The sequence below is a fragment of the Nonomuraea sp. NPDC049141 genome (assembly GCF_040648415.1).
In the GTDB taxonomy this organism is placed as follows: Bacteria; Actinomycetota; Actinomycetes; order Streptosporangiales; family Streptosporangiaceae; genus Nonomuraea.
Window position 1 is genome coordinate 53,491 of the sequence record NZ_JBEZDR010000035.1, and the last position, 22,094, is coordinate 75,584.

The 22,094-nt window shown below is 67.4% G+C and carries 23 protein-coding genes, 2 tRNA genes and 1 pseudogene; 15 read left to right on the top strand and 11 right to left on the bottom strand.

Features of this window, described 5'->3' with window-relative positions; all coding sequences use genetic code 11:
• Nucleotides 1-14: 14 nt before the first annotated feature.
• The 5 genes from AB0B91_RS59720 to AB0B91_RS59740 all read left to right on the top strand — a co-directional run bounded on the left by AB0B91_RS59720 (nucleotide 15) and on the right by AB0B91_RS59740 (nucleotide 4,676).
• Nucleotides 15-746 (top strand): DNA cytosine methyltransferase, encoded by a 732-nt coding sequence (locus AB0B91_RS59720; protein WP_358341197.1) that lies wholly within the window; start codon nucleotides 15-17, stop codon nucleotides 744-746.
• On the top strand, nucleotides 743-1,645 hold the full coding sequence (locus tag AB0B91_RS59725; RefSeq protein WP_358341199.1) for a bifunctional DNA primase/polymerase: 903 nt from the start codon (nucleotides 743-745) through the stop codon (nucleotides 1,643-1,645). Before AB0B91_RS59720 ends, AB0B91_RS59725 begins: the two co-directional genes overlap by 4 nt.
• Nucleotides 1,646-1,668: 23 nt before the next feature.
• A complete protein-coding gene (locus tag AB0B91_RS59730; protein ID WP_358341201.1) occupies nucleotides 1,669-2,880 on the top strand; it encodes a DUF3631 domain-containing protein in 1,212 nt (403 codons plus the stop codon).
• 183 nt (nucleotides 2,881-3,063) lie between these two features.
• Nucleotides 3,064-3,264, top strand: coding sequence for a helix-turn-helix domain-containing protein (locus AB0B91_RS59735; protein WP_358341203.1), 201 nt, complete (start codon nucleotides 3,064-3,066; stop codon nucleotides 3,262-3,264).
• Nucleotides 3,264-4,676, top strand: a complete 1,413-nt coding sequence (locus AB0B91_RS59740; protein ID WP_358341205.1) for a tyrosine-type recombinase/integrase — start codon at nucleotides 3,264-3,266, stop codon at nucleotides 4,674-4,676. Before AB0B91_RS59735 ends, AB0B91_RS59740 begins: the two co-directional genes overlap by 1 nt.
• Before the next feature lie 130 nt (nucleotides 4,677-4,806).
• On the opposite strand, the gene AB0B91_RS59745 is transcribed toward AB0B91_RS59740, so the two are convergent.
• Nucleotides 4,807-4,879: transfer RNA gene (locus AB0B91_RS59745), tRNA-Arg, on the bottom strand.
• 1,119 nt (nucleotides 4,880-5,998) lie between these two features.
• Between AB0B91_RS59745 and AB0B91_RS59750 the strand changes: the two genes are divergently transcribed.
• Complete coding sequence (locus tag AB0B91_RS59750; RefSeq protein ID WP_358341207.1) at nucleotides 5,999-7,018, top strand: D-alanyl-D-alanine carboxypeptidase family protein; 1,020 nt, start codon at nucleotides 5,999-6,001, stop codon at nucleotides 7,016-7,018.
• Here the strand turns inward: AB0B91_RS59750 and mscL are convergent.
• Genes mscL through AB0B91_RS59765 form a run of 3 tightly spaced genes read right to left on the bottom strand, consistent with a single transcriptional unit; the run spans nucleotide 7,015 to nucleotide 8,911 of the window.
• Nucleotides 7,015-7,413 carry a large conductance mechanosensitive channel protein MscL gene (gene mscL, locus AB0B91_RS59755; RefSeq protein ID WP_358341209.1) on the bottom strand — a complete coding sequence of 133 codons (399 nt, stop codon included), beginning with the start codon at nucleotides 7,411-7,413 and terminating at the stop codon, nucleotides 7,015-7,017. The two genes, AB0B91_RS59750 and mscL, sit on opposite strands and share 4 nt — an antisense overlap.
• A 26-nt stretch (nucleotides 7,414-7,439) precedes the next feature.
• Nucleotides 7,440-8,108 (bottom strand): SAF domain-containing protein, encoded by a 669-nt coding sequence (locus AB0B91_RS59760; protein WP_358341211.1) that lies wholly within the window; start codon nucleotides 8,106-8,108, stop codon nucleotides 7,440-7,442.
• Nucleotides 8,105-8,911 (bottom strand): S-methyl-5'-thioadenosine phosphorylase, encoded by an 807-nt coding sequence (locus AB0B91_RS59765; protein ID WP_358341213.1) that lies wholly within the window; start codon nucleotides 8,909-8,911, stop codon nucleotides 8,105-8,107. The genes AB0B91_RS59760 and AB0B91_RS59765 overlap by 4 nt, the downstream gene beginning before the upstream one ends.
• Before the next feature lie 109 nt (nucleotides 8,912-9,020).
• Here AB0B91_RS59765 and AB0B91_RS59770 point away from each other — a divergent pair, with 109 nt between their 5' ends.
• The gene (locus AB0B91_RS59770; protein WP_358341215.1) at nucleotides 9,021-11,024 is read left to right on the top strand and encodes a DHA2 family efflux MFS transporter permease subunit; all 2,004 of its coding nucleotides are present in this window, start codon (nucleotides 9,021-9,023) and stop codon (nucleotides 11,022-11,024) included.
• 9 nt (nucleotides 11,025-11,033) lie between these two features.
• Here the strand turns inward: AB0B91_RS59770 and AB0B91_RS59775 are convergent, their stop codons facing one another.
• From AB0B91_RS59775 to AB0B91_RS59785, 3 genes are all read right to left on the bottom strand, one after another.
• Complete coding sequence (locus AB0B91_RS59775) at nucleotides 11,034-11,354, bottom strand: FmdB family zinc ribbon protein (protein ID WP_358341216.1); 321 nt, start codon at nucleotides 11,352-11,354, stop codon at nucleotides 11,034-11,036.
• A gap of 68 nt (nucleotides 11,355-11,422) precedes the next feature.
• Nucleotides 11,423-12,928, bottom strand: coding sequence for a potassium/proton antiporter (locus AB0B91_RS59780; RefSeq protein ID WP_358341218.1), 1,506 nt, complete (start codon nucleotides 12,926-12,928; stop codon nucleotides 11,423-11,425).
• A gap of 24 nt (nucleotides 12,929-12,952) precedes the next feature.
• Nucleotides 12,953-13,513 carry a 5-formyltetrahydrofolate cyclo-ligase gene (locus tag AB0B91_RS59785; RefSeq protein WP_358341238.1) on the bottom strand — a complete coding sequence of 187 codons (561 nt, stop codon included), beginning with the start codon at nucleotides 13,511-13,513 and terminating at the stop codon, nucleotides 12,953-12,955.
• A 33-nt stretch (nucleotides 13,514-13,546) separates the two neighbouring features.
• Between AB0B91_RS59785 and galU the strand changes: the two genes are divergently transcribed.
• The 7 genes from galU to AB0B91_RS59820 all read left to right on the top strand — a co-directional run bounded on the left by galU (nucleotide 13,547) and on the right by AB0B91_RS59820 (nucleotide 18,125).
• Nucleotides 13,547-14,449, top strand: a complete 903-nt coding sequence (galU, locus tag AB0B91_RS59790) for a UTP--glucose-1-phosphate uridylyltransferase GalU (protein WP_358032920.1) — start codon at nucleotides 13,547-13,549, stop codon at nucleotides 14,447-14,449.
• On the top strand, nucleotides 14,436-15,623 hold the full coding sequence (glp, locus tag AB0B91_RS59795) for a gephyrin-like molybdotransferase Glp (RefSeq protein WP_358341220.1): 1,188 nt from the start codon (nucleotides 14,436-14,438) through the stop codon (nucleotides 15,621-15,623). Before galU ends, glp begins: the two co-directional genes overlap by 14 nt.
• Complete coding sequence (moaC, locus tag AB0B91_RS59800; RefSeq protein WP_219528138.1) at nucleotides 15,620-16,087, top strand: cyclic pyranopterin monophosphate synthase MoaC; 468 nt, start codon at nucleotides 15,620-15,622, stop codon at nucleotides 16,085-16,087. The genes glp and moaC overlap by 4 nt, the downstream gene beginning before the upstream one ends.
• On the top strand, nucleotides 16,084-16,563 hold the full coding sequence (locus AB0B91_RS59805) for a MogA/MoaB family molybdenum cofactor biosynthesis protein (protein WP_219528189.1): 480 nt from the start codon (nucleotides 16,084-16,086) through the stop codon (nucleotides 16,561-16,563). Before moaC ends, AB0B91_RS59805 begins: the two co-directional genes overlap by 4 nt.
• Before the next feature lie 65 nt (nucleotides 16,564-16,628).
• Complete coding sequence (locus AB0B91_RS59810; RefSeq protein WP_358341222.1) at nucleotides 16,629-17,273, top strand: GNAT family protein; 645 nt, start codon at nucleotides 16,629-16,631, stop codon at nucleotides 17,271-17,273.
• A gap of 124 nt (nucleotides 17,274-17,397) precedes the next feature.
• On the top strand, nucleotides 17,398-17,988 hold the full coding sequence (locus AB0B91_RS59815) for a hypothetical protein (protein WP_358341224.1): 591 nt from the start codon (nucleotides 17,398-17,400) through the stop codon (nucleotides 17,986-17,988).
• 60 nt (nucleotides 17,989-18,048) lie between these two features.
• Nucleotides 18,049-18,125, top strand: a tRNA-Ala gene (locus tag AB0B91_RS59820).
• Nucleotides 18,126-18,218: 93 nt separating this feature from the next.
• On the opposite strand, the gene AB0B91_RS59825 is transcribed toward AB0B91_RS59820, so the two are convergent.
• The 4 genes from AB0B91_RS59825 to AB0B91_RS59840 all read right to left on the bottom strand — a co-directional run bounded on the left by AB0B91_RS59825 (nucleotide 18,219) and on the right by AB0B91_RS59840 (nucleotide 20,890).
• A complete protein-coding gene (locus tag AB0B91_RS59825; protein ID WP_358341226.1) occupies nucleotides 18,219-19,400 on the bottom strand; it encodes a site-specific integrase in 1,182 nt (393 codons plus the stop codon).
• A 4-nt stretch (nucleotides 19,401-19,404) separates the two neighbouring features.
• The gene (locus AB0B91_RS59830) at nucleotides 19,405-19,557 is read right to left on the bottom strand and encodes a ribbon-helix-helix domain-containing protein (RefSeq protein WP_358341228.1); all 153 of its coding nucleotides are present in this window, start codon (nucleotides 19,555-19,557) and stop codon (nucleotides 19,405-19,407) included.
• A gap of 100 nt (nucleotides 19,558-19,657) precedes the next feature.
• The gene (locus AB0B91_RS59835; RefSeq protein WP_358341230.1) at nucleotides 19,658-19,840 is read right to left on the bottom strand and encodes a helix-turn-helix domain-containing protein; all 183 of its coding nucleotides are present in this window, start codon (nucleotides 19,838-19,840) and stop codon (nucleotides 19,658-19,660) included.
• 156 nt (nucleotides 19,841-19,996) lie between these two features.
• Nucleotides 19,997-20,890: a hypothetical protein gene (locus AB0B91_RS59840; protein WP_358341232.1), complete on the bottom strand. Its 894-nt coding sequence runs from the start codon at nucleotides 20,888-20,890 to the stop codon at nucleotides 19,997-19,999.
• 95 nt (nucleotides 20,891-20,985) lie between these two features.
• On the opposite strand from AB0B91_RS59840, the pseudogene AB0B91_RS59845 reads away from it, so the two are divergent.
• Nucleotides 20,986-21,977: pseudogene (locus AB0B91_RS59845) on the top strand (IS5 family transposase).
• Nucleotides 21,978-22,094: the final 117 nt, after the last annotated feature.

The following is a 22,094-nucleotide window of genomic DNA, read 5'->3' on the forward strand; positions in this document are numbered from 1 at the left end:
AAGGCGGGCCTCCCATGGCAGTCGCTAACCAAACCTCACACGCGGCCCGGCCGGCATGGCTGCCCGAGCGCGAGTCGAACGGCCGGCGCGTGCTGGATCTGTTCTGCTGCGCCGGCGGCGCCGGCATGGGCTACTACCTGGCTGGGTTCGAGGTGACCGGCGTGGACATCGCCCCTCAGCCCCACTACCCCTTTACCTTCGTGCGCGGCGATGCCCTCGACTACCTCCACGCGCACGGTGGCGACTTCGACTTCATCCACACCTCCCCGCCCTGTCAGGGGCACTCCCCGCTCAACGCCTACAACCACAAGGATTACCCGGACCTGATCCCGGCCACCCGAACGGCGCTGCGCCAGGTCGGCCGGCCCTACGTCATCGAGAACGTCATTCAGGCCCCACTGATCAACCCCATGATCTTGTGCGGGGCGATGTTCGGGCTCCGCGTCTATCGGCATCGCGCCTTCGAGGCCGGCGGCGGGTTCACCTTCACCGCGCCCCCACACCCCGAGCATGTCGCCCGCTGCGTCCGCAACGGCTACCTACCAGCCGCCGATCAGTTCATGACCATCACCGGCGGCCGACACTCCGAGGCGTGGCGAGCCAAGGCCGCCGAGGTCATGCGCGTGCCCTGGACCCGCACCATCCGCGAAGTCTGCGAAGCCATCCCACCCGCCTACACCCGCCACATCGGCCAGGCCGCCCACACCGCGTGCCCACCCGCCCCCATGGAGGAGGTGGCGGCATGAGCAACCGCCATACCGCCAACCTCGCCCGCAGCGCGCTGGCCGCCGCCGCCCGCGGCTGGCCGGTCTTCCCCCTCGCTGTGGGCGACAAGGCGCCCCCGCGCGGCTTCACCACCTGGGAGGCCCGCGCCACCCTCGACCCCGACCGCATCCGCGCCTGGTGGCAGCGCGCCCCCTACAACGTCGGCATCGCCACCGGACCCGCCGGCCTGATCGTCATCGATCTGGACGTGCCCAAGCCCGGCCAGCGCCCGCCCCAGGAATGGGACCTGCCCGGCGTCTGCGACGGCGCGGACGTGTTCGCCCTGCTCTGCCAGCGCGCCGGCGCCCCACTGGAAATGGAAACCCTCCAGGTCCGCACCCGCCGCGGCGGCCTGCACCTGTACTACACCGCGCCGCCCAGCATCCGGCTGCCCAGCACCAATGGCAGCCTGGGATGGCTGATCGACACCCGTGCCTGGGGCGGATACGTCGTCGCCCCCGGCAGCTTCGTCACCCTGCCAGACGGCGCCGGCCCGTACACCGTGCAGCACACCACCGCGCCCGCCACGCTGCCCCCCGCCCTGTTCAAGCCGCTCCAACCCGCCCCGATACCGGCCAAACGGCCCGTGGACGTCCCCATCCCCGACAGCCACCATTCCGCCTACCTGCGCGCCGCCCTGAACCGCGAGCTCGCGCACCTGGCCGCCGCCCAGGACGGCCAGCGCAACCGCGCCGTATTCGGCGCCGCCGCCGCCCTCGGCGAACTCATCGCCGGCGGCGCACTACCCGAACAGCAGGTCAAAGAGCTACTTGAACAGGGGGGGGTCGCGCTCGGACTATCCCGCGGCGAAGCCGTGCGAACCGTCGCCTCCGGGCTACGGCACGGCGCCCGCCGACCCCGCCGCCTTGCCGCCGCTTAACCCGCCCTCGGGAGGCCCCCGTCATGAACCACCACCCGCCCGGCGCGGCCCTACTCGACCAGCTTCGCGCCGCCCTGACCCGCTACGTCATCCTGCCCAAGGCCGAGGCCGCCGACGCCGTCACGCTCTGGATCGCCACCACCCACGCCCAACCCGCACTCGCGCACGCGCCACGCATGGTCATCCGCGGCCCCGAAAAGCGCTGCGGCAAATCCCGCCTACTCGACATCGTGGAAGCCACCTGCCACGACCCGTTCATCACCGTCAACTCCAGCTCGGCGGCCATCTACCGCTCCATCACCGACGACCCGCCCACCATCCTGGTCGATGAGGCCGACACCATCTTCGGCGCCAAAGCCGACGGCCACGAAGACCTCCGCGGCCTGCTCAACGCCGGCCACCAACGCAACCGGCCGGCCAAACGCTACGACGCCAACGCCAACCGGGTCGAGTCCATCCCCACCTTCGCCATGGCCGCACTCGCCGGCATCGGCGCCATGCCCGACACCATCGAAGACCGCGCCATCGTCATCCGCATGCGCCGCCGCGCCCCCGGCGAGAGCGCCGCCCCCTACCGACACAAACGCGACCGCCTGCCCCTTCGCCGCCTGGCCGCCGACCTGGCCGCCTGGCTCCGCCCCGACCTGACCACCCTGGAGGAAGCCGAACCCGCCATGCCCGTCGAAGACCGCGCCGCCGACACCTGGGAACCCCTGGTCATCATCGCCGACCACGCCGGCGGCCCCTGGCCCGACCGCGCCCGCGCCGCCGCCCTGGCCCTGACCGCCGAGGCCGACGACAACGGCCACACCTCACCCCGCCTGCGACTGCTCACCGACTGCCGCACCGCATTCGGCGACAAGACCGCCCTGCCCACCGCCATCCTGCTGGACCGGCTCAAGGCCGAGCCCGAAAGCGAATGGGCCGACCACGGACCCGCCGGCCTGACCGCGATGAAACTCGGCACCCTGCTACGCGAATACGACATCCGCTCAACCACAATCCGCTTCCCACCCCCGACCGGTCAGGCCAAGGGCTACCAACGCGCCGATTTCGCCGACGCCTGGGCGCGCTACTGCCCCGCTCTCGACCCCGCCCCGGACGGCGACAGACCGCCCCACGAGCCCGCCCAAGAAGGCGACGTCGTGCACATCTCCAGGGGAAGCCGTACCAGCCGTACCAGCCTCAATTCCGCAGGTCAAAGCGGTACGGCTTGCACCCCTGGTACGGCTTAAGCCGTACCACCAAAAAAGCCGTACCAGCCCTGACCAGGCAAAACGAGGCTGGTACGGCTGGTACGGCTACCCCCCTCAAACCGGCCCCTGCGCACCCTGACACGGCCTCGGCGAAAGCCGCCACCACGACGCCCGAGGCCCCCGTTCCCGCACCGATTCGCACGCCCGGAAGGAACGCGCCAGATGGCTACCGTCACCCGCCTGCACGCCGCAATGCTCACCCTCCCCGAGGTCTGCACCGAACTCCAGGTCTCCCGATCCACCTTCTACGACTGGCGCCAGAAAGGCCGCGCCCCGCGCTGCATCACCCTGCCCAACGGCTCACTCCGCATCCGCCGCGCCGACCTCGACAACTGGCTGAACGCCCGACAGGACGCCGCCTGATGAAGAACACCACCTATGACGTACGAGTCTTCAAGACCGAGGCCCGCAAGAACGCGGCCGGCAAGGTCACCTCCTATCGGGTTGAGTGGCTCACCGCCGATAAGCGCTGTCGTAAGACCTTTCAAAAGAGCGCTCAGGCGGATGCCTATCGAAGCAAGCTGCTTACCGCTGCCCGCGACGGAGAGCCGTTTAGCCTGCTCACTGGTGAACCCGTGAGCTGGAACCGCACTGAACGGCCTGAGATGAGCTGGTACGACTTCGCCGCCAAATTCGTGGATATGAAGTGGAAGGGAGCTGCCGCGAAATACCGCCAAGACATCGCGCGGGCTCTCACAGCAGCTACACCGGCGATGTACATCACGACGCGCGGCAAGCCCGAAGACGGCGTGCTCCGCTCGGTAATGCACCGCTGGGGCTACAACACCAAACAGCGTAGCGAGGCACCCGAGGAGGCCGCCGCCGCCTTGCGCTGGCTTACCGCCAACACCAAGCCCGTTTCCGCGCTTACCGATGACGCCGGACTCGTACGCGACCTTCTCGACTCGGCAACCTCGCTCGTGGACGGCAACCGCGCCGCCGCCAATACCGTACGCAAGCATCGAATGCTGCTCTCCAACGCTCTCGATTACGCCGTAGAGCTGAAACTGCTCCCGGAAAACCCACTCAAGACCCTCAAATGGAAACCGCCCGTCAGCACGTACGAGGTAGACCGGAGAAGTGTCGTCAACCATGCACAGGCCAAAGCGTTGCTCGCCGCTGTGGAAGTACAGAAGCCGAGCGGCAAACGACTCGTTGCCTTCTTCGGGCTTATGTACTACGCGGCTCTACGTCCGGAAGAAGCCATCAACCTGCGCCATGACAACGTCTCACTCCCGCCTCGGGTCAAGAATCCGGAGACCGGCGAGCTTGAAGAACCCGCCGACGCGTGGGGAGAACTGCATTTGCTCAAAGCTGCGCCGTACGCCGGGCGAGCCTGGACCGACAACGGAACGGCGCGCGAGGAACGCGCGCTCAAGCACCGTGCTGAGGGGCACATTCGACCCGTGCCTATCTCACCACCGCTGGTCAGAATCCTCCGTGCCCATCTGGCAGAGTTCAGCGACGGCCCTGGAGAGCGACTGTTCTACGGGGTGCAGGGAGGTGAGTTGCCGTTCATCACCTACCGGCGCGCATGGAAGGCCGCACGGGAAACAGCCCTGACAGAAAAGGAGTTCGCCTCCCCACTGGCCGGACGACCGTACGATCTGCGCCACGCCTGCGTGTCCACCTGGCTCAATGCGGGTGTTCCCGCGCCTCAAGTCGCAGCGTGGGCCGGCCACAGCGTTGACGTGCTGTTGCGGATCTACGCGAAGTGCATCGTCGGTCAGGACCAGGCCGCCAAGCGCCGGATCTCCGATGCCCTTGACGGGTGATCGCGTGGGGAGGCATTGGGGAAGACCAGCCGCAAACGATCGGTGACAGCCGGACACAACCGGATACACAACAAAGCCCCTGACTGGCGTTCCCACTGGTCAGGGGCTCATCTCTGCTGGTCGTGATCGGTGCCCCCGGCAGGATTCGAACCTGCGGCACCCGCTTTAGGAGAGCGGTGCTCTATCCCCTGAGCTACGGAGGCGGACTCCGTAAGCCTAGCGAAACTACGGCAGTGCGTGGGACGTCGGGCGGGGGTGAGTTTGGTGGGGTTGGTCATGGGTGCTCTGAGCTGCAGTAAAGGCATGGCAAGCGATCAGATTGTTGCTCGTCCCGCGTAGATAGCGTCGGGTCCGTGACCAGAAGGCGACGTAGTCAGGTGCGTAGGCGGCCTGTTGTATTGATTGCGGCTGTGTCGGCGCCGGGGATCCTCGCTGGGGGGTTGTTGGCGGGGGAGCTCACCGGGTACGAGCGGGCGGCGGCGCAGCAGGGGATGCCGGTTGACGTCGTGGCTCGGATGGCGTTTGAGCCGGTTTTGGTGCCTGCGCCTGCTCGGCCTGAGCGGTGGTACGAGGGAGTGGTGCCGGCGGTTGTGCGGGTTGTCGCGCCCGCGCCGGAGCCGCCGAAGCAGGAGGAAGTGGAGGTGCCTTCTGCGCCTGTTGTTGTGGAGCGGCGTGCGGCCGAGCCTGTGCATAAGGAGCGGGTGTGTGCGGGGGAGTGGGTGGATACGTGGCTTTGGGAGGTGTGTCGGGAGCATAAGCGGAGGCCCGGGCGGGAGATGGATGAGGGGGAGGAGATGTCCGGGAGGCAGGAGGTAATTGAGGGAGGAGATGCCGGGCCATGGGAGGGGTGGCCTGCTTGATGTGTTCGCTGACGATGGTGCTTGTCAGGCCCGGCTGCCATCTATGAGGCATGTCATGAAGCCGAGCGCGCGTTGATGCGCGCGTGAGTTGTGCGGTAGTTGCTTGCCTGGGACTGTCGCAGCGTCCGTCTGGATGTCGAACGGGTGGCCCACGGTAGATCACGCGTCCCGGCGCCGGCCGTATAGGTTGAATGTCCGTTCAGATGGGTCTGGCGGAAGGGCGTGGTTGTCTGTCTGAGATGTACCCGTCGTACCTGGGATGACAAGCGTATGAAGGCAGGCGGGAGGGGTGGTGGGCGTACAAAGTGGTTCTTACACGTCATAACAGCTCTTCGGAGTTCGGTCCGGGCACTCCAGGGGCTGTAGTAACGTGCGTGCCGGACCCTGGTAACAGAGTTGCAAACGGAGGAGTCGACGGTGCCATCCCCTCGGTCAGCGGGTCTGATCGCGGTTGTCATGGCCATGACTTCCCTGGTCGTGCTACCTGTGGCCACTCCCGCGCACGCTGATCGGCGGGATCCGGCGGGCCTTACCGAGCTCCGTAAGGAGGCCGAGAAGTCGGCCAAGGAGCTTGAGGACGCGACCAAGGCGCTGGAGAAGCGTCGTAACGACATCGCCACCTCTGAGAAGACACTGACGGGCAAGCTGAACGCCCTGCAGGAGGCGGAGAGGAAGCTTGCCGTGATTCGGCAGCCGGTGTCGCAGATGGCCGAGTCGCTGTATGAGCAGCCGGTCGGGGGGGATGGGATCGCGCCGTTTCTGTCTGGTGATGCTGATGCGGGGACGTTGCGGGCCATGGCCAGCACTTCTCATATCGTGGCGAATCGGCAGCAGGTGGTTGAGCAGACCAGCACGCTCTACAAGGAGACCGAGCGGCTGGCCGGCGAGGCGCAGGAGCTGCGGGCATCGAATCTGCTGGCTGAGGCGCAGATGGCGGTGGAGATCGACACGCTCAGGCAGCGGTCCGACAAGATCGTGAAGTCGTTGACCGCGGCACTGGTGAAGCTGGGCATCAAGGTTGACAAGGTGGGGCGGGCGGCGCTGGGGTGCAATCCCTTGCGGGCGGCTACCGCCAACTCGTATCCGAATGGGTTGATCCCGAAGGCGATGTTGTGTCCGTTGCAGCAGAAGGGGATGAGCCTCAGGGCTGATGCGACGATCGCCTTCGTCAGCTTGAATGAGGCTTACCGGCGGCGGTTCGGTAAGCAGATGTGCGTGACTGACGCGTACCGCAGCCTGGCTGAGCAGCAGTCTGTTTACTATCGGCGGCCGGGGTTCGCGGCGGTGCCGGGGCGGAGCAACCACGGTCTCGGGCTGGCCGTTGACCTCTGTGGCGGGGTGGAGCGGTTCAAGTCGGTGGAGTTCGTGTGGATGGAGACCAACTCCAAGAAGTATGGGTGGTTCCATCCGTCGTGGGCGTACAGCAGTCCGTTCGAGCCGTGGCATTGGGAGTACGACCCGAAGATGGACTCGGTTCTTTAGGCGGGGGCGACCTCGGCGCAGCAGTGGGCGCAGCGAGTGGCGGCGCTCGGGATCTCGGATAGGCACTCGGGGCAGTCCCGATGGGTGATCTCCGCTCTGGTGGCGGCGCGGTTTCTGTGGTGGTTGTACGGCTTGACGACCAGGAAGTAGACGACTGCCGCGATCAGCAGGAACGAGATCACGGCATTGATGAATTCGCCGTACATGAAGTTGGCGTGGCCGACGGTGACCTTCAGGGTTGAGAAGTCGGGTAGCCCGCCGAAGGCGGAGATCAGCGGGGTGAGCAGGTGGCTCACGAAGGAACTCACGATGGAGTTGAAGGCCGCGCCGATGACCACTGCTACGGCCAGGTCGATGACGTTCCCCTGCATGAGGAACTTCTTGAATCCACTCATGGTCTGAAAGTGTAGTTGAGCGATTACTAAGAGTGATGGTTGATGGTGATGGACAGCCGGCCCCCTGCCTGGGCGGCGGCCAGTTGGGTTGCTTGGGACGGGGTGGTGGCCAGGACGATCAGGGCGCCGTGGTCGTTGTCGGCCTTGGGGATGGTCACGACGGTGACGTTGTCGGCTATCAGCTGGGCCGGCTGGCCTTCCCAGGCCGCCAGGACACCGATCGTCGAGCCTGGGGCGATCAGCTGGGCGGTGTCGGGGTCGGCGAGGCGTACTGGGGTGGCCACCGTGCCGGGTGGCAGGGGGAGTGAGTGGAGGAGGCGTACGTCGGTGAGGGGCTCGCCTCGGCGCATGGCGCCGGCCAGCACGCGGCCGACTGCGCCCGAACGGACCGCGCCGGATGGGGGTGGGCTGATGGCGGCTGGGCGGAGGTCGCCGGGCTTGAGGACGCCGGGGGAGAGGTCGTGGGTCGCGACCAGTACTGAGGGGGAGTGGGTGGGGCGTAGGGCGAGATATGCGGATAGGACGCCGACGCCTGCGACGACTGCGGCGACCAGCCGACGACGACGCCCGAGTCGCCCGAGCCCCCCAAACGGGCCGAGTCGGCCAGGCTGTCCGGGCCGTCCCGGCGGTTGGCGATGCGCGAGCCGCGTCCACCCGCCCCTGGCGGCAGCGGCGTCCGCGCCGTTCCCGGTCATGGCAGTTCGAACGGAAGCTTGATGCCGTCGAGTGCCGACCCGCACGTGCACGTTCGCTCCCCCGGCAGTGCCTGAACAGCCTCGGCCACCAGAGTCCGCATCCGTGTCACATTCTGCGCGAAGAACTCCATCACCTCCTCGTGCGTCACGCCCTCCCCGGCCTCGACCCCGGCGTCGTGGTCGGTCACCAGGGACAGCGACGTGTAGCAGAGCGCCAGCTCGCGGGCCAGCACGGCCTCCGGGAAGCCGGTCATGCCGACGATCGTCCATCCGTTGTCCGCGAACCATCGTGACTCCGCCCGGGTGGAGAAGCGGGGGCCCTCGATCACCACGAGTGTGCCGCCGTCGACGGTGTCCCAGCCGCCCGCCTGGGCGGCCGTCACGGCCACGGAGCGGCCCGAAGGGCAGTAGGGGTCGGCGAACGACACGTGGACCGCGCCGTCGATGTCGTAGTACGTCTGGACTCGTCCTGACGTACGGTCGACGAGCTGATCGGGGATCACGATCGCCCCCGGTCCGTGCTCAAGCCGGAGCGAGCCCACAGCGCTGGGCGCGAGCACCTGGCGGACGCCGAGTGAGCGCAATGCCCAGAGGTTGGCTCGGTAGGGGATGCGATGGGGCGGGAAGCGGTGATCCCGCCCGTGCCTGGGGATGAACGCCACGGTGCGCGCGCCGATGCGTCCGACCGTGACCGCGTCGCTGGGTGGCCCATAGGGGGTGGCGACCTCTATCTCCTCCGCGTCGTCGAGCAGGGAGTAAAAGCCCGAACCGCCGATGACGCCGATGTCTGCACGAGTGACCATGGCGCAGAGATTAGCGGCATCGATTGAGGGGGAGCAGGGCCTGAATGGCGTTCTGTGGATAACTTGCTTCACTGCGTTAGTACACGTGTGCGAAGAGTAGTATCTTCGCATGCGGCAACGGGGCCTCGGGCTGATCATCGTCGCGCTCATGCTCGGCATGCTGCTGGCGGCGCTCGACCAGACGATCGTGTCCACCGCCCTGCCGCGGATCGTCAGTGACCTCGGCGGCCTGGAGCAGCTTTCGTGGGTGGTGACGGGCTACCTGCTCGCTTCGACGGTCTCCACGCCGCTCTGGGGGAAGCTGGGCGACCAGTTCGGCCGTAAAAGGCTGTTCCTCGCGGCGATCGTCATCTTTCTCATCGGATCGGCGCTCTGCGGCCTGAGCCAGAACATGGGCGAGCTCATCCTGTTCCGCTCGATCCAGGGTCTGGGCGGCGGCGGCCTCATGGTGCTGGCCCAGGCGATCGTCGGCGATGTCGTTTCGCCCCGCGACAGGGGGAAATATCAGGGGTTCTTCGGCGGGGTCTTCGCGCTCGCCAGCATCGTGGGGCCGCTGCTCGGCGGCCTGTTCGTCGACCATCTCAGCTGGCACTGGGTCTTCTACATCAACCTGCCCCTCGGGGCGGTCGCGCTGTTCGTGATCGCCACCGTGCTGCCCGGAGACAGTACGCGGACCAAGCACAAGATCGACTATCTGGGCATCGTGCTGCTCGGCGGTGCCACGTCCTGCCTGGTCCTGATCGCGACCTGGGGCGGCACCACCTATCCGTGGGCCGACCCGGTGATCATCGGGCTCGGGGTGGCGGCCGTCGCCCTGCTCGCCGGGTGGTTGTTCGTCGAACGACGAGCGGTCGAGCCGGTGCTGCCGCTCGGGTTGTTCAGGCTCAGGGCGTTCTCGATGTCGTCGCTCGTCGCGTTCGTGGTGGGGTTCGGGATGTTCGGGGCCCTTATCTATCTTCCGCTGTATTTGCAGGTGGTTCACGGGGTCAGTGCGACACTGTCCGGGGTCTATCTGCTGCCGATGATGGCTGGCATGTTCACGATGTCCATCGTGAGCGGTCAGGTCATCGCCAGGACCGGCAAATACCGCTTCCTGCCCATCGCGGGCACGGGTGTCGCCACGGTCGGGTTGGTCCTGCTCTCCACGCTGACCGAGCACACCACCCTGCTGAGGCTGGGGCTGTTCCTGCTGGTCCTGGGTGTGGGGCTGGGGATGACCATGCAGGTGCTGGTGATCATCGTGCAGAACGCGGTGCGCTTCAAGGATCTCGGCGTGGCCACCTCGGGCGCCACGTTCTTCCGGATGATCGGCGGGTCGTTCGGCGTCGCCACGCTCGGTTCGGTCTTCACCGCGCGGCTCGACTCCGACCTGCGGGCGCTGCTGTCCACGACCCGGTTGCCGGCGGGCTTCGATCCGGCGCGGGTCCAGCAGGATCCCACGACCATCCAGCGGCTGCCGCCAGCGCTCGTGGCTGACTTCCTGCACGTGTACGCCGACGCGATCGCCGCTGTCTTCCGGGCGGCGGCGCCGGTCATGTTCGTCGCGTTCTTGATCAGCTGGCTGATTCCACAGCAACGCCTCAGGGAGACGACCAAGGCGACGGACCTGGGCGAGGTCATGGGGGCCACCTCGGCGGAGCGGTCATCGCTGGCGGAGGTCGAGAGAGGTCTCGTACGACTGGCGGACGCCGACCTGCGCAGGGGCTTCTACGATCGGTTGGGCGACTTGGCCGGATTGACCGACGTGCCGCCGCAAGGCGTCTGGATCGTGGCGCGGCTCGGCGGGGAGGGCTGGGTCAAGGCCGCCGACCTGGCGGCGCGCGCGAACGTCAGCAGAGAGCAGGGCCGCCCCTTCGCTGACCAGCTGATAGCCCGCGGCCTCGTCGAACGGTCGCCGGACGGGGATTCGCTCCGGCTGACGGAGGCGGGGCAGCGGGCCGCGCTGAGGATGTTGCGGTGCTCGTCAGAGGGCTTGAGCAGGCTCGTCGCAGACTGGGGCCCAAACTCTCAACTGGAGCAACTCGTCGAAAGGGTCGCCTCGGCCCTGCTCGGCGCCAACACCGACTGCCCGCGAGAGACAGGGCAGCGCAGAGCTCCACAGGGTAGGGCCTGACGGCGAGTGCTACGTGGTGGCGGATGCGGCCGCGGGGGCGGGAGACGTCGTGGACTTCGACTCCGACGACTTGGCGGACTCGGACGGCTTCGAGTCGGCGGACTTGCTCTCGCTCGACTTCCCGTTGGAGGACGAAGAAGAAGCGGTCGACGAGGCCCGGTTGTCCGTGCGGTAGAAGCCCGAGCCCTTGAACACGATCCCGACGGCGGAGAACACCTTACGCAGGTTCCCCTGGCAGGCCGGGCACACGGTCAGCGCATCGTCGGTAAATTTCTGAACGACCTCGAGCTGGTCACCGCAGTCGTTGCAGGCGTACTGGTAGGTCGGCACGCGCTCCTCCTTCAAGTTCTGGCACTCGAGCGATGCGACTGCTAATGGTAACCGATTGGGTCAAACGTCTATTCCGAACCGCGTTCTCCGTACCACCCAGCGAGCTTGCCCCGGCGGCTGACGGCCCGCATGCGGCGTTCGACCTCGTCGCGGCAGGCTGCCGTGGCGACCACGAGGAGCTGGTCGTCGGCCCTGACCCGGGTGGTGCCCGCGGGGACGAACGATTTGCCGTCGCGGACGATCAGTGTGACGGCGGCACCGGCCGGCAGGCGCAGTTCGAAGATCTCGACGCCGTGCAGCTTGGAGCTGGGCGGCACCTTGATCTGCAGCAGGTCGGCCTTCAACTCTTCCAGCGGTGCCGACTCCACCTCCAGGTCGTGCGCCTCCCCGGGGGTGGCCACGCCGAGGAGTCTGGCCATGAACGGCAGCGTCGGCCCCTGTACCAGCGTGAACACCATCACGATCACGAAGACTTCGTTGAAGATCTCCTTCGAGCCCTCGACGCCGGCCGCCCACGGGATGGTCGCCAGCACGATGGGGACCGCTCCCCGCAGGCCGGCCCAGGACAGGAACGTCTGCTCGCGCCAGTTCGTCCGGCCGAGGCGCAGCAGCCGGGCCGCCTGCGCGCTGATCATCACCGACAGCGGCCTGGCCAGGAGCACCAGGACCGTTCCCGCGATGAGGCCCGGCACGATCGCCGACGGCAGCTCCTTGGGGCTGGCCAGCAGCCCGAGCATCACGAACAGCCCGATCTGCGCCAGCCAGGCGGCCCCTTCCGCGAAGCCCCTGGTCGCCGCCCGGTGCGGCAGCCGCGAATTGCCCAGGATCAGTGCCGTCAGGTAAACGGCCAGGAAGCCCGAGCCGTGCAGCAGCACCGCACCGCCGTACGAGACGAAGGTCAGCGCCAGGACCGCGATCGGGTACAGGCCCGAGGCGGGCAGGGCGACGCGGCGCAGGGCGTACGCGCCGGCGGGCCCGATGGCCAGGCCGACCGCCGCGCCGATGAGCAGCTCCGTCCCGGTCCGCAGCAGGAACGAGCCGATCGTCGGCGACGAGTGCGTGGCGCTGCTCAGCAGCATGACCGCGATCACCGTGGGCGCGTCGTTGAAGCCCGACTCCGCCTCCAGCACGCCGGCCAGGCGTGATGGCAGCGGCAACCGCCGCAGCACCGAGAACACGGCGGCGGCGTCGGTGGAGGCCAGCACCGCGCCGAGGATCAGCGCGGCGTTCTGGTCGAGCCCCAGCAGCCCTTGTACGGCCAGCGCCACCACCACGATGCTGACCGCCACACCCAGGGTGGCCAGGATCAGGGCCAGCGGCACCGAGCGGCGCACATGGCTCCAGTTGGTGGTCAGACCGCCTTCCGCCAGGATCACCGCCAGCGCGCTCAGGCCGATCTGCTGGGCCAGCTCCGGGTTGTTGAACAGGATGCCGACCCCGGAATCGCCCAGGACCAGGCCCAGACCGAGGAACAGCAGGAGGCTGGGCAGGCCGGTGCGATGCGCGATGCGGACGGAGGCGATGGCCGCGATGACGATGGCGGCACCCAGAAGAAGCCAGACATCGAGTGTCATCTGGCCCCCTCCTGTGTGTTTCGTTCACATAAGCCTAGTGAGTTCTCTGGGTGTAACCGCCCAGCGCACCCGTTGATCGTGTGGTTCGGCCGGGACGTCGTCGATCAGCTCGCCGTCGTGGAGGAGAGCGACCGTGGGGACGTTCGGTCCCACCCTGGCCAGGGCGCGGTCGTACGAGCCGCCGCCGCGGCCGAGCCGTACCCCTGACTTTCTGTCCACGGCGAGAGCGGGGATGATCACGAGGGCGGCTGTGCGGATCGCGTCGACGCCGCGCCGGGTGTCGACCGGCTCCATGATCCCGAAGCGGCCCGGCGCCAGTGTGTCGGGACCGTCGTAAACCGCCCAGTCGAGGTCGTTGTCCTCCCGCAGCACGGGCAGGATCACGGTGGCGCCGTGCTTCCAGAGCGCGAACACCAGCCCGTGCGTCTCCGGCTCCGCCCCCGTGGACCAGTAGCAGGCCACCAGGCCGGCCATCTGCACCCACGGCTGATCGAGCAGCGTTTCGCGAACCTTCACGGCGTTTGCCCGCAATTGCTCGGGGGAGAGATTCCCACGTGCCGAGAGCAGCTCGCGGCGCAGTTTCATCTTGTCCACAGATACCTCCACTAGGGTCTACTCATGGCTGACTTCGACCCTGTGACGAAAGCCGTCGTGCCCGCCGCAGGTCTGGGCACCCGATTCCTTCCGGCGACCAAGGCGACACCCAAGGAGATGTTGCCCATCGTCGACAAGCCCGCGATCCAGTATGTCGTCGAGGAGGCGGCCTCCGCCGGGCTCCTCGACCTCCTGATGGTCACCGGCAAGAACAAACGGTCGATCGAGGACCACTTCGACCGTGCCTTCGAGCTGGAGGAGGCGCTGGAGGCGAAGGGCGACGAACATCGGCTGTCCCAGGTCCGCGACCCGGCCTCCCTCGCGACCCTGCATTACGTACGGCAGGGCGAGCCGAAGGGGCTCGGGCACGCGGTGCTCTGCGCCAAGCAGCACGTCGGCGACCACCCGTTCGCCTGCCTGCTCGGCGACGACCTCATCGACTACCGTGACAAGCTGCTCGAACGCATGATCCAGGTGCGCCAAACCTACGGCGGCAGCGTGATCGCGCTGATGGAGGTGCCCAAGGAGCAGGTCTCGCAGTACGGCGTGGCCACGATCGAGCCCACCTCCGAGGCGGACGTCGTACGGGTGACCGACCTCGTCGAGAAGCCGCCGGTGGACGAGGCGCCCTCCAACTGGGCGATCATCGGCCGCTACGTGATCGACCCGGCCGTCTTCGAGGTCCTCGAGAACACCCCGCCGGGCCGCGGCGACGAGATCCAGCTCACCGACGCGCTCCGCACGCTCGCCGCGCGTGGCTCCGAGGAGGGCGGGCCGGTCCATGGCCTGCTGTTCCGCGGCCGCCGCTACGACACCGGCGACAAACTCGACTATCTGCGTACGGTCGTGAAGTTCGCGGCCGACCGGCCTGACCTCGCGCCTGAGTTCGTGCCGTGGTTGCGGGAGTTCCTCGATGAAATCAGTTGACGCGCATCTGGCCCGGATCCTGGCCACCGTGCGTCCACTAGCTCCCCTCGAACTCGACCTGGAACAGGCCCTGGGCACGACGCTGGCCGAGGAGGTCTCCTCGCCGGTGCCGCTGCCGCCGTTCGACAACTCGGCCATGGATGGCTATGCCGTACGGGCGCGTGATGTCGTCGATGTCCCGGTCACGCTGGCGGTGATCGACGACGTGGCCGCCGGATCGAGCGAGCTGCGGGCGGTCGGTCCCGGACATGCCGTACGCATCATGACAGGGGCGCCCCTGCCCGCCGGCGCCGACGCCGTGGTGCCGGTGGAGTGGACGAACGGCGGGACCGTCTCCGTCACGATCGACCGCGCCGCCGTCCTCGGCAACGCCATCCGCCGGGCGGGCGAAGACGTCCAAGCCGGTGAAATCGTCCTCAAACCGGGCACGGTCATCGGGCCCGCGCAGCTCGGCATCATCGCCGGAGTGGGCCGCCGCCGCGTCCTGGTACGTCCGCGTCCGCGCGTCGTGGTGCTCTCGACCGGCGCCGAACTGGTCGAACCCGGCCTGCCCCTCGGACCGGGACAGATCTGGGATTCCAACAGCGTGACCCTGACCGCCGCCGTACGCGAGTCCGGCGCCGAGGGCTTCCGCGCGCCCACCGTCGGCGACGATCCCGCCGCCTTCCTCGACCAGCTCGACGCGCAGCTCGTACGCGCCGACGCGATCGTCACCAGCGGTGGCGTCTCGATGGGCGCCTACGAGCCGGTCAAGGAGGCGCTCACGCCGCTCGGCACGGTCGACTTCGAGAAGGTCGCGATGCAGCCCGGCATGCCGCAGGGCTTCGGCGTCGTGGGCGAGGACCAGGTGCCGATCTTCGCGCTGCCCGGCAATCCGGTCTCGTCGTTCGTCTCGTTCATGCTCTTCGTACGCCCGGCGCTGGCGAAGATGCGCGGCCTGCCCGCGGGACCGCCGGAAACGTTGTCCGCCCAGGTCGCCGCGCCGTTGCGGTCACCGGCTGGGCGGCGGTCGTTCCTGCGTGGCGTGCTGTCGTCCGACGGAACAGTCTCGCCGGTGCGCGGGCAGGGCTCGCACCAGCTGGCCGCGCTGGCCTCGGCCAACGCGTTGATCGTCGTACCGGAGGACGTGACCGAGGTGCCTTCCGGGGCTGTTGTGGAGGTGATCCGGCTTTGAGCGAGTTCACCCATCTTGACGAGACCGGCGCCGCGCGCATGGTCGACGTGTCCGGCAAGGAGGTCGGGGCGCGTTCGGCCACGGCCACCGGGCGGGTGCTGCTGTCGTCCGCGGTGGTGGAGCTGCTGCGGTCGGGCGAGGTGCCCAAGGGCGACGCGCTCGGGGTGGCGAGGATCGCCGGCATCATGGGCGCCAAGCGGACGCCCGACCTGATCCCGCTCTGCCATCCGATCGCGTTGCACGGGGTCAAGGTGTCGCTCGATGTCGAGGATTGGGGGGTCGCCATCACCTGCCGGGTGAAGACGGCCGACCGTACCGGCGTCGAGATGGAGGCGTTGACGGCGGTGTCCGTGGCGGCGCTCGCGTTGATCGACATGGTCAAGGCGGTCGATCCCGCCGCGGTGATCACCGATGTGCGGGTGGAGGAGAAGGTGGGCGGCAAGACCGGGTTGTGGACGCGGTGATCCGCGCGCTCGTGGTGACCGTGTCCAACCGCGCATCAGCCGGGATTTACGCCGATAAATCGGGACCGCTCCTGGTTTCGTTGCTCTCGGCGGCCGGGTGTGCCGTGGAGGGGCCCGTCGTGGTGCCCGATGGGGAGCCGGTCGAGGCCGCGCTCCGTGACGGCGTTTCGGAGGGGTACGCGGTGATTGTGACGACCGGGGGGACCGGGCTGACGCCGACCGATCTGACGCCGGAGATGACGGCCCGGGTGATCACCCGCGAGGTTCCCGGAATCGCGGAGGCCATCCGGCAGGCGAACCGCGACAAAGTCCCCACCTCGATCCTGTCCCGTGGTCTCGCGGGCCAGGCCGGTGACACGTTGATCGTCAATCTGCCCGGATCCTCCGGGGGCGTACGGGATGGCGTGGCCGTACTGGCTCCCGTCCTCCAGCACGCGGTCGACCAGATCCGCGGCGGCGATCACCCGCGCTCTTAGCGTGCGGAGAGTCACCACTATTGATCCGTGGCGACATCGTGCCCGATAGGGGGATGATAAGAGATGTGGATCGACTTCGTGGCTGGCCGGCGGTTCTCAACGAGGGCCCGGTAGGCCTGCGACCGCTGCGGCTGGCCGACGTACGTGTGTGGCGAGAGACGCGGTTGCGCAACGCCGAGTGGCTGCGTCCCTGGGAGCCCAGTAATCCGGAGACTCCCCTGTTCAGAACGGGTCTCGGCCCGTACATCTCCATGGTCGGCACCCTGCGCCGCGAGGCCAGGCAGGGCCTCGCACTGCCCTGGGTCGTCACGTACGGTGGCCGCTTCGCGGGGCAGCTCACCATCGGCGCGATCGTCTGGGGCTCGGCCCGCTCCGCACAGGTGGGCTACTGGATCGACGGCGCGCTGGCCGGCCAGGGCATCACCCCGACCGCACTCGCGATGGCCGTCGACCACTGCTTCTTCACCACCGGCCTGCACCGGCTGGAGGCGAACATCCGCCCCGAGAATCAAGCCAGCCGCAGGGTGGTTGAGAAGCTCGGATTCCGGGAAGAAGGTATTCGGCGTCGTCAACTTCACATCGATGGAGCCTGGCGCGACCACATTTGCTACGCGTTGACCGTCGAGGACGCACCCGGCGGGCTGCTCGTACAGTGGCGTCGCGCGCGTGAGGCAGCTGCTCATGGTGGGTCTCCAGTAGAAGAGGTTTGACGATCTCGCGACACACCGCACCGAATGCTCGTCAATTAGTGACACGCGGTCTTACGGTGCGTGACGTGAGCACATCGAAGACGCCAGCAGCACCCAGGCGTTTTTGTGGTGCCCGGAGGTCGCCGTGAGCATCCTCCTCTACCTGGCCATCGTCGTCATGTGGCTGTGTGTCCTGGTCCCGATGTGGTTGCGCAGGGACAAGACGAACCTCGCCGAGCTGGTCGAGCTCGAGGAGTACTACACCGGCGAACACCAGCTGCCGGACCTCTCGCAGCAGCCCGCCGATCCGGAGGAGCAGACCGACGAGGACGCGCCTGAGTTCGAGCGGGTCGATCCACGGCAGTTCCGGGCCAGGCGCCGCGCGATCATCGTGGCCCGGCGCCGGCGGCTCCTCTTCTTCACCGCCCTGCTCGTGATCGCCTCGGTGGTCACCGCCGCGGTCAAGGTGATCCCGTGGTGGAGCGTCGCGCCCGCCGGAGTCATCATGCTGGCCTACATGACGTTCCTCCGGATCGCGGTGCAGGTCGACCGCGAACGGCGCGATCGCGTGCTCCAGGCCCGCGCGGACCGCGCCCGACGGCTGCGCGAGCAGCGACGGGTGGCGGAGCTGGCCGCCGAACAAGCCCAGGCCGAGATCATCGACCTCGCCGCCCGGCAGGGGGATGTGCTGTTCGATCAGTACGCGGAGCCGCCTCGGCGGGCGGTTGGGGACTGAGCGCGGTGTGAATGGATGGCGCGAGGACTGCCAGGAGTTTGCTAATCTGGTCGAGTCCACGGGGATGTAGCGCAGTCCGGTAGCGCACTTCGTTCGCATCGAAGGGGTCAGGGGTTCGAATCCCCTCATCTCCACCAAGGAGTTGCAGGTCAAAAGGGGTTTCGGAGTTCATCCGGAGCCCCTTTTCCCTTGTCTGGGAGCCAATCGGGGAGCCATCTCACTCGGACTCTCTACCCGTGTCGGCTGTCGCCGAAGATGGTGTTCATCGTGTGGGCACCTTTGGTGATCACCGGCCTGAGCTGGTGCCGGTACACGGCCTCTGTGACGCTGGTGCCCGCGTGCCCCACAAGATCGGCGATGGTCTCGATGGGTACGCCCTGGTCACTCATGATGGAGACGAACGAGTGACGTAGTTCGCGGGGACTCCAGGCGGTTCCGATCCCCGCTTCCTTGGTGATCCTTCGGAATGCCCGTCGCACGTTGGACGCGTCCAGTTGGGTGCCGACGCTCGTGCAGAACACCAGGTTGTGATCTTGCCATGCCTCGCCTGTCTGGAGCTTCTGGGCGGCTTGGCGTACGTGGTGCTGTTGGAGGGCCTGAGCCGCCAGCTTGGGAAGTTCCAGCGTGCGGCGTGACTTGCGGGTCTTGGTGTCACCTCCTTCTCGGTCGGCACGCCATACGTAGATGGCGAACCGCTTGTGCTTGAACCCCATCTCGGTCACCGGTCGCCACTTCTTGAGGTTCGGTATCCAGGCGACGACGTGATCCCAGCACAGCGCGCGGGCTTCCTCGGTGCGAATGCCCGTGGTGAGGCTGATTACCACGTAGGCGTGGAGTTCGGACGACTCGGCGGCCTTGAGCACGGCCTCCGCCTGTTGCTGGGTGAGTGCTTTGCTGGGTCGTCCGTCCGTGCCCTTGGGCGTGGTGACCAGTTCGGCCACGTTCCTGAGCACCATGTCGCGTGCCTGAGCCTGCCGGATGGCCCTCTTCAGTGCGCCGTGAATCTCCCGCAGGGTGGTGGTGGCCAGCTTGCCGGCAAGCTGGTCAAGCCACTCATCCACGTGATCGGCACGTAGCTGCTGGAGTTTGATCTTCCCCAGTGCCGGGATGACGTGCGTCTCGGCGAGGATGCGCAGCTTGGTGACGGTGTTCTCGGACCGGCCCTTGAGACCCTTGGAGAGCCAGTCATTGACGGCATCACGCACGGTGTAGGTCTCCGATGCGGTGATGCCTGCCTCAAGGTCCTTGACGGCCTTGATCAGCTTGTCCTTGACCACGGTCTTGGTCTTGCCCTTGCGCTTGAGGCGCTGACGCTTGCCATCCGGGCCGAACCCGAGGGAGATGGCTCCAGTGAAGCCGTCCCCCTCGGGATAGATGGTCGCTTCGTACTTGCCGATCAGGATTTTGGCCAAGGGATCACCCCTTCTCGTGACGGCGGAGGTACTCCTCGATCGCCTTCCTGATCACCCACGACACATCTCGTTCCTGCGACTCGGCGTACTTGCGGAGACGGTCTTTCAGCTCCGTGTCCACCCGTACGGGAGGCAGGGTTGTTCGGTCGCTCGTCATTGACGGCTTCCTTTCGTGTCATGCAGTTATCAAGAGGCGCTTGCCGGGTTGTGCGGCGATGCCGCACAACCCGTCCCGTAGAACGTTGTAGCACGACGTTCTACGCCTTGTCCATGGATTCCAGCAAGGAAACGAAGTCGGCAAGGTGCCGGTCGGTGATCCGGCGAAGCTTACCGATCTTGATGCTCTTGAGCTGGCCGGTACGGAGAAGGAAGTAGACCTTGTCACGTCCGATGCTCAGCATCTCCGCCACCTGTTCGACCGTGTATGCCTGCATATGCATCCCCCCTCTCGTTCGTCGGGTGTGCGGCTCCCTTCCTTCGCGGGGTTTCCGCGACGATTACGGAATGTGATCGTCCGTCCGTTCGTCCGTCCGCGTCCTGTCAGGCGCTATATACGTGCAGACGCGCGGACGGACGCGAACAACGGACGCGGACGATTACGGATCGTGTATCTCGGGGAGGGCTCGCCAGCGTCCCCGCGCGACCTGTTCGACCTGGCGCGCACGGCTCAGGTCTTGGAGGCGTTGGTAGACCCACGTGCGGCGCATGCCGGTAGCGCGCATGAGATCGCCGATGCTGGCTCCATCACTGGGAGCCTGTCTCAGTGCGGCTGTCAGGGCTTCCTCGGCCTCTCGTGCGGCGTTGTCGCGTGCGTGCCGGGGAGACGGCGCGACGGCGGTCCGAGACGGCGGAGCGGGCATCTCCGCCGCGCGTTCCAGGGCCTGAGCTGACACCTCGTCTAGAGACGGGCGATGCTCGGCGTGCCCTTCGGCGGTGGCCTGTACGCCCTCGTCGTCGAGGAGGTAGGTCCGCGCACGGCGGGGGATATCGTGTTCCGGGGAACTGATCAGGAACTTACCGGGGGCGTCCAGCTTGTGCGGGTGCCATCCGGCCTTGACCATGCCCTGCCCGAGGACGAGGTCCCCGTCACGGGCTTCCCGGACGCGGAAGCACAGCCGTACATCCATCTGGGAGCGGACCGAGCTCTTCCCCATCGCGTCCTTCGACGGGCGTTGCGTGGCGGCGATCAGGTTGACTGCTGGGGCGCGGCCGCGCCGGGCGATCGAGTCGGCGTAGGTGATCGCCCGCGGGGTCTCGCTGACCAGCTCGGCGTACTCATCGATGATGATGATCAGCGCGGGTCGCTCGGGCGACGGCTCCCACACGCGCTCACCGCGCATGGTGAGGTCGTCGGCCCGTCCGTCGAGGATGACCACGGCGTCGGCGAGTAGGGCCTCCGCCTCCTGCGGGGTGGTGGCCAACCGGTCGATACACGACGCCCACGGGAGCAGCTCCATGCCGCGCTTGAGGTCGACTGCCCAGAGGATCACGTCCTGGCAGGCGGTCAGGTCCCCTAGGGCCTGTATGGAGTTGAGATCAGTGGGATCGCCTGCGCTGCGGCTTCCGGTGCTGGTAGGTCATCGTTATGGCGCGTGGAGACCTCACCGATGACGAGTGGTCCTTGATCGAGCCTCACTTGCCGCTGGGTGAGCGGGGTCCGATCCCTGACCTGCGGCAGCAGTTCAACGCGGTGATGTGGCGGTTTCGGACCGGCAGCCCGTGGCGGGATCTTCCCGTGGAGTACGGGCCGTGGTCCACGGTCTACGACAGGTTCCGGTCGTGGGCGACGACCGGCGTCTTCGAGCAGTTGATGCAGACCATGATCGCTGAGGCCGCGGCTCGTGGTCAGGTCGACCTTGATCTGGTCAGCGTGGACTCCACCACGGCCCGTGCGCATCACCACGCCGCGGGGATGGTGGTGGACGGTGAGCTGATGACGGCGCTGGACAAGGCTGCCTACGAGGAAAGGGGGCTGCACCTAAGGGGCAAACCTCCCAGGACGGCGGGCCCGGCGACGGCGACGGCGGGGAGCGTGCCGGACGCCGGCGGTTACGACTGCGGCGCAGGATCCGGCTGACGGCGGCCAAGCTGGGCCGCTCGCGAGGCGGCCTGACCAGCAAGGCGCACGTGTCCGCCGACCGGCACTGCCGTCCACTGTCCTTCGTCCTGACCCCGGGCCAGGCTGGAGACAGTCCGCAGCTTCGCGCTGTGCTGTCTCGCATCAAGGTCCGCCTGCGCGTGGGACGACCGCGTACCCGCCCGGACGTGGTGGCCCCAGATAAGGCGTACTCCTCCCGCGGTAACCGCTCCTACCTGCGCCGACGCCGAATTAAGGCCGTCATCCCGGAGAAGGCAGATCAGGCGGCCAACCGCAGGAAACGCGGCTCTCGCGGCGGCCGCCCGGTCAGTCATGATCCAGATCTCTACAAGCAGCGCAACACGGTCGAACGGTGCATCAACAAGATCAAGGAGTGGCGCGGGCTGGCATTCCGCTTCGACAAGACCCCCGAAAGCTACCTGGCCGGCCTCCATCTACGCGGAGCCATCTTGTGGATCCGGAGCCTGCAACCCATCTGAAGATTCGAACTCCGAACAGGCCCTAGGAGTGTCCTGAAGATCTTGGTGGGCGGGTCGGTATGCGTCGGCCCGTCTGCTGGTTATGGAGTGGCGGGATCGAGGGTCCAGGTGTTGTTG